Origin of the sequence: Nocardia sp. NPDC004568 (assembly GCF_040609955.1) — a bacterium.
GTDB lineage: Bacteria > Actinomycetota > Actinomycetes > Mycobacteriales > Mycobacteriaceae > Nocardia.
Window position 1 is genome coordinate 62,794 of the sequence record NZ_JBEXLL010000025.1, and the last position, 9,487, is coordinate 72,280.

At 66.1% G+C, this 9,487-nt stretch carries 10 protein-coding genes; 2 read left to right on the forward strand and 8 right to left on the reverse strand.

Annotated features, from left to right (window positions below; translation table 11 throughout):
* Nucleotides 1-22: 22 nt before the first annotated feature.
* From ABZV91_RS14370 to rpsF, 8 genes are all read right to left on the reverse strand, one after another.
* On the reverse strand, nt 23-1,228 hold the full coding sequence (locus ABZV91_RS14370; protein WP_355240588.1) for a cytochrome P450: 1,206 nt from the start codon (nt 1,226-1,228) through the stop codon (nt 23-25).
* Between the two features lie 205 nt (nt 1,229-1,433).
* Nucleotides 1,434-1,757, reverse strand: a complete 324-nt coding sequence (locus ABZV91_RS14375; protein ID WP_355240591.1) for an AzlD domain-containing protein — start codon at nt 1,755-1,757, stop codon at nt 1,434-1,436.
* Nucleotides 1,750-2,343 (reverse strand): AzlC family ABC transporter permease, encoded by a 594-nt coding sequence (locus ABZV91_RS14380; protein ID WP_355240618.1) that lies wholly within the window; start codon nt 2,341-2,343, stop codon nt 1,750-1,752. The genes ABZV91_RS14375 and ABZV91_RS14380 overlap by 8 nt, the downstream gene beginning before the upstream one ends.
* A complete protein-coding gene (gene dnaB / locus ABZV91_RS14385; protein ID WP_039827429.1) occupies nt 2,225-3,607 on the reverse strand; it encodes a replicative DNA helicase in 1,383 nt (460 codons plus the stop codon). Before dnaB ends, ABZV91_RS14380 begins: the two co-directional genes overlap by 119 nt.
* A 678-nt stretch (nt 3,608-4,285) precedes the next feature.
* A complete protein-coding gene (rplI, locus tag ABZV91_RS14390) occupies nt 4,286-4,741 on the reverse strand; it encodes a 50S ribosomal protein L9 (RefSeq protein WP_355240596.1) in 456 nt (151 codons plus the stop codon).
* An 18-nt stretch (nt 4,742-4,759) separates the two neighbouring features.
* Entirely contained in the window at nt 4,760-5,011 is a 252-nt protein-coding gene (gene rpsR, locus ABZV91_RS14395; protein ID WP_063062020.1) for a 30S ribosomal protein S18, read from the reverse strand.
* Between the two features lie 55 nt (nt 5,012-5,066).
* The gene (locus ABZV91_RS14400; RefSeq protein WP_355240599.1) at nt 5,067-5,609 is read right to left on the reverse strand and encodes a single-stranded DNA-binding protein; all 543 of its coding nucleotides are present in this window, start codon (nt 5,607-5,609) and stop codon (nt 5,067-5,069) included.
* Nucleotides 5,610-5,704: 95 nt separating this feature from the next.
* On the reverse strand, nt 5,705-5,992 hold the full coding sequence (gene rpsF, locus ABZV91_RS14405) for a 30S ribosomal protein S6 (RefSeq protein ID WP_063042545.1): 288 nt from the start codon (nt 5,990-5,992) through the stop codon (nt 5,705-5,707).
* A 350-nt stretch (nt 5,993-6,342) separates the two neighbouring features.
* Here rpsF and ABZV91_RS14410 point away from each other — a divergent pair, with 350 nt between their 5' ends.
* Both ABZV91_RS14410 and ABZV91_RS14415 read left to right on the forward strand, forming a co-directional pair.
* Nucleotides 6,343-7,677, forward strand: coding sequence for a hypothetical protein (locus ABZV91_RS14410; protein WP_355240621.1), 1,335 nt, complete (start codon nt 6,343-6,345; stop codon nt 7,675-7,677).
* 181 nt (nt 7,678-7,858) lie between these two features.
* Entirely contained in the window at nt 7,859-8,986 is a 1,128-nt protein-coding gene (locus tag ABZV91_RS14415; RefSeq protein ID WP_355240603.1) for a nitronate monooxygenase family protein, read from the forward strand.
* Nucleotides 8,987-9,487 lie beyond the last annotated feature (501 nt).

The following is a 9,487-nucleotide window of genomic DNA, read 5'->3' on the forward strand; positions in this document are numbered from 1 at the left end:
CCCCTGCCGGCTCATCGCTCGCTCAGTCGCGGGAGCCGAGCCGCACCGGCACGCAGAGCGGACCATTGGTCATGAACTGCGGCGCGTAGGGGACCTCCGCCGGATCACAGGCGAGGCGCATCCGGGGGAACCGGCCGAACAGGGTGGCCAGCGCGGTCCGGGCCTCCAGCCGGGCCAAATGCGCGCCGAGGCAGAAGTGCGGGCCGCGGCCGAAGCCCAGCTGATCGATATCGTCGCGGTCGATATCGAACACATCGGCATTCGAGTATTTCCGTGGATCGCGGCCGGCTCCCGCGTACCAGCCCACGATCGCCCCGCGGGGGATGTCCACACCGGCGATCCGGACATCCTGCAGGGCATACCGGTTGAACATGGCGCAGGCCGCGTTCCGGTAGCGCAACGCCTCCTCCACGACATCGGTCCAGCGATCCCCGTCGATGGCCGCCGCGAGCTGATCGGGAAAGGTGTAGAGGGCCACGACCGCGTTGCCGAGCAGGTGCATCGTGGTCTCGTGTCCGGCCACGATGATGATCCACAGCATGTCGACCAGTTCGGCATCGGCGATCCCGTGTTCGGGCTGGGCCCGCACCAGATCCGAGGTGAGGTCGTCACCCGGGTCGTTGTGCTTGTCCGCGACCAACCCGGTCAGATAGCCGACCATTTCCTGCATGGCGGTTCGGGTCTGCTCGCCGGTGCTGGTATGCGCGATCAGCGTAGATGTCCAGCCCCGGAACTTTCCCCGGTCGGCGACCGGTACGCCGAACAGTTCGCAGATCACCGCGACGGGCAGCGGCATGGTGAACTGCTCGACGAGATCGACTTCCGGCTGGTCGGCGAATTTATCGATCAGGTCGTCGGTCAGCTGTTGGATACGCGGTTCGAGCCGGGCGACCCGGGCGGGAGTGAAGGCACGCGCGATGGCCCGGCGCATCCGCATGTGATCGGCGCCGTCCTTGTTGAGCAGGTGATCGGCGTCGGTCAGGACACGTAGGGGCCAGTCGGCCGGAACAGTGCCATCATGCATCGCGGGACAGTTCTTCGCGCTGTGACTGAACAGCGTGCCGTCACCGGCGAGAATCTCACCGACCGCCTGGTGGCTGACCGCCATCCAGGCCCGGACCCCACCCGGCAGTTCGTAGGGCACGATGGGCCCGGTCCGGATCATCCGGTCGAAAGTGTCGACAACTGGTTCTCCAGCAGTGGGCAACTGGATGAGTGACTCGGTCATGCGGGACTCCGTGCTCTGATCGGCCTCTGTACACACGCGGTCGACGCGTGCTCGAAGAGTGTGATCCGGTGGCGAGCGACTGATCGACTCGAACGGAGATCTGTGCCGCGCAGCGAAATTCGGTGGTGTGAGATCGAAAGATCAGCGGTGCGACGATCGATTTCCGACGCATGACGACCGCACTTCGGCGGGGCGCCGGATGATCTCAGCTGTGGGCGAGCAGAGTTGTCAGCGCCACGTGCAGGGCAGTGCCGGTCAGGACGCTGAGCACGGCATTGCCGCGCCAGAGGTGGAGAGCGAGGGTGGCGACCAACGCCGGCCCGGTGACGGTCAGCTGGGCGGGGGCGAGGTCTCGCAGGGTGTACGCGGCCAGAATCACCATGACGCCGACCGGCATGTGCCGGCTCAGGTACTCGACGGTGGCGCTGCTCCGCAGCGGAGCCAGCACGGCGAAAGGTAGCGCGCGCAGCGACCAGGTGATCACGGTGCACACCGCGACGGCAGCGATCAGGTAACCGGTATCAGGCACGGGTGAGCTCACTGCTGGTGGCGAATCGACGAATCGACAGCGCGGCCGTGAACAACCCCAGGGCGACGGGCAGCATCTGTCCCGGCAGCAGGAGCCGGGCCGCCAGCGCACACCCCAGCGCGACGACCGGGACCGGGATATCACGCTCGGCGCGATATCCGTCCACAGCGAGTACGACGAACAACGCGGTCAGCGCGAAGTCGAGGCCGTCGAGCCGGACCGGGAGCAACGCCGCGCCACCCGCGCCGACGGTGGCGCCGGCGACCCAGTAGCCCTGACACAGGACCTGCAGCCAGAGGATGCGCCTGCCACTCCATTCCCGCGCGGCGGCACCCGTGGTCAGCGCATAGGCCTCATCGGTCAACGCGAAGGTCGCATACCCCTTTCCCCACCGGCCGCGCACCCGGTGCAGCGGAAAGGACAGCGCGTAGAAAACGTGGCGGAAGTTGACCAGGAACGCGCCGCGCTCAGCCGCGCGCCATATCGACGAAGCGCGACAGATGCAGCTGGTGGGCGACGGTGATCGTCGCCGTGGGGCCGTTACGGTGCTTGCCGACGATGAGATCCGCTTCGCCGCCGCGCGGATCGTCGCGCTCGAAGGCGTCCGGCCGGTGCAGCAGGATCACCATATCGGCGTCCTGCTCGAGCGAACCCGATTCACGAAGGTCGGAGACCTGCGGGCGTTTGTCGGTGCGCTGTTCCGGACCACGGTTCAGCTGACTGATGGCGACCACCGGAACTTCCAGTTCCTTGGCCAGCAGTTTCAGGTTTCGCGAGAAATCCGAGACCTCCTGCTGTCGCGATTCGACCTTTTTACCGGAGGTCATCAGCTGGAGATAGTCCACCACGACCAATTTCAGATCGTGACGCTGCTTCAGCCGGCGCGCCTTGGCGCGGATCTCCATCATGGTGAGGTTCGGCGAATCGTCCACGAACAACGGCGCCTCACTGATCTCGCTCATCCGCCGCGCGAGTTTCGTCCAGTCGTCGTCACTCATCCGCCCGGACCGCATATCCCCGAGCTTGATCTTCGCCTCGGCCGACAGCAGGCGCATCACGATCTCGGTCCGGCTCATCTCCAGCGAGAAGATAACGCTGGCCAGCCCGTGCCGAATCGAGGCACTGCGCATGAAATCCATTCCCAGAGTCGATTTACCGACACCCGGCCGGGCGGCCACGATGATCATCTGACCGGGGTGCAGGCCGTTGGTGAGCTCGTCGAGCTCGGAGAATCCGGTCGGCACGCCGAGCGAGATACCACCACGGGAGGCGATGGAGTCGATCTCGTCCATGGTGGGCTGGAGCAGCTCCTCCAGCGGGAGGAAGTCCTCGGAGGTCCGGCGTTCGGTGACCTCGTAGACCTCGGCCTGGGCGCGGTCCACCACCTCGGCGACGTCCTGACCGTCGGCGCCCGCGTAGCCGTACTGGACGATGCGGGTACCGGCTTCCACCAGCCGGCGCAGGATCGCCTTCTCGGCGACGATCTCGGCATAGAAACCGGCGTTCGCCGCGGTGGGGACGGTCTGGGTGAGAGTGACCAGGTAGGGGGCGCCGCCGATTCGCTTCAGTTCCCCGCTGCGATCCAGGCCGGCGGCGACGGTGACGGGGTCGGCGGGTTCGCCGCGCCCGTAGAGATCGAGAATGGCGTCGTACACGGCTTGATGGGCGGGGCGGTAGAAATCCCCGGAGCGCAGTACTTCGACCACGTCGGCGATGGCGTCCTTGCTGAGCAGCATGCCGCCGAGCACCGACTGTTCGGCCGCCATATCGTGTGGCGGCTGGCGCCCGAAATCCTCGCCGGGAGGCTCCGGTGGGAAGTCCGTGTGCCCGCGGTCATCGACGACTGCCATCCGACTCGACCGTCCTCTCCTTCTGACCGGACGCACCCTTCGACGACCGGTTCTACCCCACGGGTCCGACAAGTTCGCCGGGACGCCGAGGCGCGGGTGACCAGTGGTCAGACGTACCAGCTATCACCCAGATAGATCCGAACCACCGCATCGTGGCGGGGTGTCGTACATGGTGCTGCGATGAACCTAGGCGAGGGTCTATCCACATGCCAACCAGGCCTGTGCACAGACCTGTGGATAACCTGGGGATAGTTCACCTCAGGTTGTGCACAACCTGTGGACAACTTGGGGAAAATGCAGGTCAGCCCCGGAAAATACCCAGCTAGATCCAGATTTCCCACGCGCGCGCAGTGTGGATAAACAAAGCATCGGCGTGTCGGAGATGTTGAACATCCGGGCGTGTTGAGTTAACGGACGAGCGAACAGATATGAGCTGGGTCACATTACGTCCGGTTGGTTTTGTGATCGATCCACAGGACTCACATCTTGTGGATAAGACACCCCCAGCGCGAAGAGGCGCGGCCGGCAAAAATGCAGGCAGACGCCATCACAAGAATTCCAGCAACCACCGGGCTAACCAGGGGCCGCCGTGGCACAGCACAATCGACCGGAGACCACGCCTACCCATGGTCGAGCAGACGTGATCCCCGGTTTCGAAGGTGTGTAGCGTGGACCGGCTCAGCCGGCGGCCACGACCTCCAGCGCGAGCTTCGCGGCGACGTCCGGGTGCAGATGGACGGTCACCTGGTGCTTGCCGGTGGCCTTGATATGCGACTTCGGCAGCTCGATGCTGCGCTTGTCCAGCACCGGGCCCCCGGCCGACTTGATGGCGGCGGCGACATCGGACTGGGTGACCGAACCGAAGAGCTTGCCGGTGCCGGCGGTCTTGACCGACAGCGAAACCCCTTCGAGGCCCTCGATGGCCTGCTTCAGTTCATTGGCGTGGCCGAGATCGCGCACCCGGCGGGCCTCCTGGGCCCGGCGGATTCCCTCGACCTGCTTCTGCGCACCGCGACTGGCGACAATGGCCAGTCCACGGGGCAGCAGGTAGTTACGGCCGTAGCCGTCCTTGACCTCGACGGTATCGCCGGGAGCGCCGAGGTTGTCCACATCGGCAGTCAGAATGAGCTTCATATGCTTGACCGACCTTTCTCAGCGAGCCGTCGAAACGTAGGGCAGCAGCGCCATCTCACGCGAGTTCTTCACCGCGATGGCGATATCGCGCTGGTGCTGTACGCAGTTGCCGGTGACCCGGCGAGCGCGGATCTTGCCACGCTCACTGACGTACTTGCGCAGCAGCGGCACATCCTTGTAGTCGATGTCGACGATTCCGGACTTGCTCTCCTTGCAGAAAGTGCAAGCCTTCTTCTTGAGCACCTTTTCGCGCGCCGGTGCCTTGGCCATTTTCGTTCACTCCGTATTCTTGGTGGCCCGCTGTCGCGGGCCGGTGCGGGCCGTCTCAGAACGGCGGTTCATCGTCCATCCGCCCGCCCCCGAAGGAGCCGGCCGCGGGCGCGCTACCCCACGGGTCGTCCGCAGCGCCCTGCTCGGACCGTCCACCGCCACCGTTTCCGGCGTTGTAGTTACCACCACCGCCGCTGTTGGAACCGAATCCACCGCCGCCGCCACCACCGCGGCTGGTCTTGTTGACCTTGGCCGTGGCGTACCGCAGCGACGGGCCGACCTCGTCGACCTCGAGCTCGACGACCGTGCGCTTCTCACCCTCGCGGGTTTCGAAGGAGCGCTGCTTGAGCCGGCCGCTGACGATCACGCGGGATCCCCTGGTCAGGCTCTCGGCGACATTCTCCGCGGCCTCGCGCCAGATATTGCAGCGCAGGAACAGCGCTTCGCCGTCTTTCCACTCGTTGGTATTACGGTCGAAAATGCGGGGTGTGGAGGCCACGGTGAAATTGGCCACCGCCGCGCCCGCGGGCGTGAATCGAAGCTCGGGATCGGCCGTCAGATTTCCGATGACCGTGATTACCGTATCGCCAGCTGCCATGGGGGTTCCTCCTGCTCGGTGTGCAGTCCGGGTGCACTCGCCTGTTGCGCTAGAGCCTAGAGACAGGCTCCGACGAAACGGCGACAGCGCCGGAACTACTTGTCGTTGCGCAGAACCTTGGTGCGCAGCACCTGCTCGTTGAGGCCCAGCTGGCGGTCGAGTTCGTTCACCGTGGCGGGCTCGGCGGTCAGATCGATCACCGCGTAGATGCCTTCGGCCTGTTTCCGGATCTCGTAGGCGAGGCGCTTACGGCCCCAGATATCGACCTTGTCGATTTTGCCGCCCTCGGTGCGAACAACACCGAGCATATTTTCCAGGGACGGTCCGACGGTGCGCTCGTCCATGCTCGGATCGAGGATGACCATCACTTCGTAATGACGCACGAACCAATCACCTCCTGTGGTCTGGGTTCGGCCACGGACGGTCCGCGGCAGGAGGGTCGTCGCGTCAGCAACCGGGCAAGAGTACCCGAGTGGTGCGCCGGAAACGAAATCGATCTTCGGCGCCCCGCCGGCATCGCCATCGGGGTCCCGAAATGGAATTCCACACTCGGCGCGCGGTGAATTTCCCCTATTCTCCGGCACCCTCCCACCTGGTGGAGCGCGGGCGCATCCGGTGGCGAGACGATCACGCGGCGTCCGGTGGCGGAGCGCACTAGGGTGTCGGTATGTCGATCGGACCGGCCGTGCGCGTGCCCGGGGCCGATCACGTCGGCCGGCACGCCACCGTTCTCATGGTGGTGCTGTTGTGCGGCGCGACACTCGTGGTGGCATTTCTCAACAAGGCGCGTTGCGCCGGAGCCCCCTTTCGCGCCGACGGTCGCAGTGCCGCTTTCGATCACGTCAAGGATGCGCGGGTCTGTTATTCCGATATCCAGTTCCTCTGGCTGGGCCGCGATATCGATCAGCATGTTTTCCCCTATGTGCACGGCGGGATCACCGCGGACGGCACCCTGACCGGCGGCGCCGTGGAATATCCGGTGCTGAGCGGGCTGCTGATGTGGCTCGGCGCGCTGGGAGCCCACAACGACGCGGCCTTTCTGCTCCGTTCGGCACTGTTGCTGGCGCCGTTCGCGCTGGTCACCGCCTGGCTGCTCGCTCGGCTGGCCGGCCGGGCGGCGCTGCTGTGGGCCGCCGGTCCACCGCTGGTGCTCTACGCGTTCCACAACTGGGAACTACCGGTGGTGTGTACGACCGTCGCGGCCGCGGCGGTGATGACGGCGACCCACTTCCCCTTACGCGTGCGCGGGGCGGCGGCGGCGACCCTGCTGGGCCTGGGCTTCTGTTTCAAGATCTACCCGGCGATCTTCGTGATCCCGCTGCTGCTCTACGTGCTGACCGGCGGGGAGCGCGAGCGGGCCGGCCCGGGAGAACGGTCCCGGCTGGATGTGGCCGGTGCGCTGGGCACTGCGGCCGCGGCCTGCGGCACGGTGGTGGCGGTCAATCTGCCGTTCGCGCTGGCCGGGTTCGACGGCTGGCGTGCCTCGATCGAGTTCCAGCAGCAGCGCGAGGCCGATATCACCACCAACTCGATCTGGTACTGGGGTCTGCGGCCGCTGTTCGGCTCCGACCCGCTGAGCAGCGCCGCGTTCACCGAGGTCGTGTCGATCGCCTCGCCGGCACTGATCGTCGCGTCGTTCGCCGTGGCGCTGGGGGCCGGGTGGCTGCGGTACACCCACTCCGGTGTGTATCCCTGGCTCGGTGTCAGCGGAGCGATGCTGTGTGGGTTCCTGCTGTTCCACAAGGTGCATTCGCCGCAGTACACCCTCTGGCTGATCCCGTTCCTGGTGCTGCTGGCGGTCCCGTGGCCGGTGGTGTGGAGCTATCTGGTCGCCGATATAGCGATCGGAGTGGGCGTCTTCCGCTACTTCTACACGATGGGGACCGGGCATTCGGTCGAGCTGATGGAGGCGGTGGTCCGGTTCGGGGTCTGGGGCCGGGCCACCCTGCTGGTGCTGTTGTTCTGGGTGTTCCTGAAAGTCCCGGCGCGGGCACCACGGGTACGCACCGGCGCGGATCCGGAAGTGGCCACACGGGTACCGGAGATCGCACCGCGGGCGCGCGACTGAACCGGTTCCAATAAAACTAGAACGTGTTACATTCAAGGTATGACACCCGTCGCGGTCCACTGCGCCGACCACCGTTATCGGAGGTGTTCGCCGTATTCGGGCCGCCCGGGTGGCAGCGGCCGGATCAGCCGCCGCGCGGCAATTATGTAACTTGTTCCAGGCATAGGGAGACAGCACCGCGATGCGTACCGATATCTGCGACCGGCTGGGGATCGAGTTCCCCATCTTCGCCTTCACCCACTGCCGCGATGTGGCGGCCGCGGTCAGCAACGCCGGCGGTCTCGGCGTACTCGGCGCGGTCGGATTCACCGCAGAACAACTCGAGGTCGAACTGACCTGGCTGGACGAACACGTGGGCGACAACCCCTACGGTGTCGACCTCGTCATCCCCTCCAAATACGAGGGCAAAGGCATCGACGGCCTGTCCCCCGAACAGCTCGAGGCCGAACTCGCCAAACACGTCCCCCAGGGACATCGCGACTTCGCCGAGAAGATCCTCGCCGACCACGGCGTACCGAAACTCCCCGACGAAGAGGTCCACCCGCAGCTGCTCGGCTGGACCGCCACCACCGCCGCACCGCAGGTCGAGGTGATCCTGCGGCATCCGAAAGCGAAGCTGGTCGCCAACGCGCTCGGCACCCCGCCGCCGGAATTCGTCTCCCAGATCCAGGAATCCGGCCGGCTGATCGGCGCGCTGTGCGGTTCGGTGAAACACGCGCTGAACCACAAGGACGCCGGCCTGGACTTCGTGGTCTGCCAGGGCACCGAGGGCGGCGGCCACTGCGGCGAGGTCTCCTCGCTGGTGCTGTGGCCGCAGGTCATCGATGCCGTGGGCGATCTGCCGGTACTCGCGGCCGGCGGCATCGGTGACGGCCGTCAGGTCGCCGCCGCCATGGCGATGGGCGCCGCGGGCGCGTGGACCGGCTCCATCTGGCTCACCGTGGAAGAAGCCAATGTGCCCCCCGCCCAGATGAAGACCTACATCGACGCCACCAGCCACGACACCATCCGCTCCCGCGCCTGGACCGGCAAACCGGCCCGTATGCTGCGCAACGACTGGACCGACGCCTGGGAGTCGGCGGATACCCCCGACCCGCTGCCCATGCCGCTGCAGATGATGGTGGCCCTGGACGGCGTGAAACGCGGCCACCGCTACCCGGAGGCCGCCAAGGACGTCAACTTCAACCCGGTCGGCCAGGTGGTCGGCATGATGAACAAGACCGAACGTTCGGCCGACGTGATGAACCGGCTGGTCGAGGAGTACGTCACGGCCTGCGAACGGTTGAACAAGCTCAACGGCGATATCTGATCGCACCGAGGAATCGGTTCCTCGGAAGCCGAATGCGGAACGCCGCCAGGAGCACCTCTGGCGGCGTTCTCGTCTGTAGCCCTATCCGACCAGAGCCGGCATGGGGGGCAACGGGCGCCGGGTGGGGGTCGCCGAGTGAGGGACGCCGGGTGAGGGTAGCCGGGTGACGGCTGAAGCCGGGGGGTATCGGCCTGAACCTGCCTCCACAGCCCAGAAGCCGACGATGCGAGTGTGTTCGCGCTGCCCTGCGGTGCCGCATGGCCGCGCCGCGAAACAGCGTCTTTCTCGAGTGGGCCCGCGCTTCCGCCTTCCCGAGTGAACTCACCGGCAAAGGTGGGGTGGTGAGCTCGCTCGTGAAGGTGCTGTGTTTTTTGGCGGCGCCTGCGGCGCCGCGGGGTTGAGGCCCCCTTGGTCTCGCCGTTTCGGCCTCGAGACTTGCGCTTCGCGCGGCGCTTTCGAGGCCGAATCGGCGAGACGGGCCTCAACCCTTTCAGGTGTCTC

Bases quoted from the DNA above. Each gene is read 5' to 3' on its own strand.
- rpsR (WP_063062020.1), bottom strand. From the start codon at position 5,011: ATGGCCAAGGCACCGGCGCGCGAAAAGGTGCTCAAGAAGAAGGCTTGC.
- rplI (WP_355240596.1), bottom strand. From the start codon at position 4,741: ATGAAGCTCATTCTGACTGCCGATGTGGACAACCTCGGCGCTCCCGGC.
- dnaB (WP_039827429.1), bottom strand. From the start codon at position 3,607: ATGGCAGTCGTCGATGACCGCGGGCACACGGACTTCCCACCGGAGCCT.
- ABZV91_RS14415 (WP_355240603.1), top strand. From the start codon at position 7,859: ATGCGTACCGATATCTGCGACCGGCTGGGGATCGAGTTCCCCATCTTC.
- ABZV91_RS14400 (WP_355240599.1), bottom strand. From the start codon at position 5,609: ATGGCAGCTGGCGATACGGTAATCACGGTCATCGGAAATCTGACGGCC.
- ABZV91_RS14410 (WP_355240621.1), top strand. From the start codon at position 6,343: ATGGTGGTGCTGTTGTGCGGCGCGACACTCGTGGTGGCATTTCTCAAC.
- ABZV91_RS14370 (WP_355240588.1), bottom strand. From the start codon at position 1,228: ATGACCGAGTCACTCATCCAGTTGCCCACTGCTGGAGAACCAGTTGTC.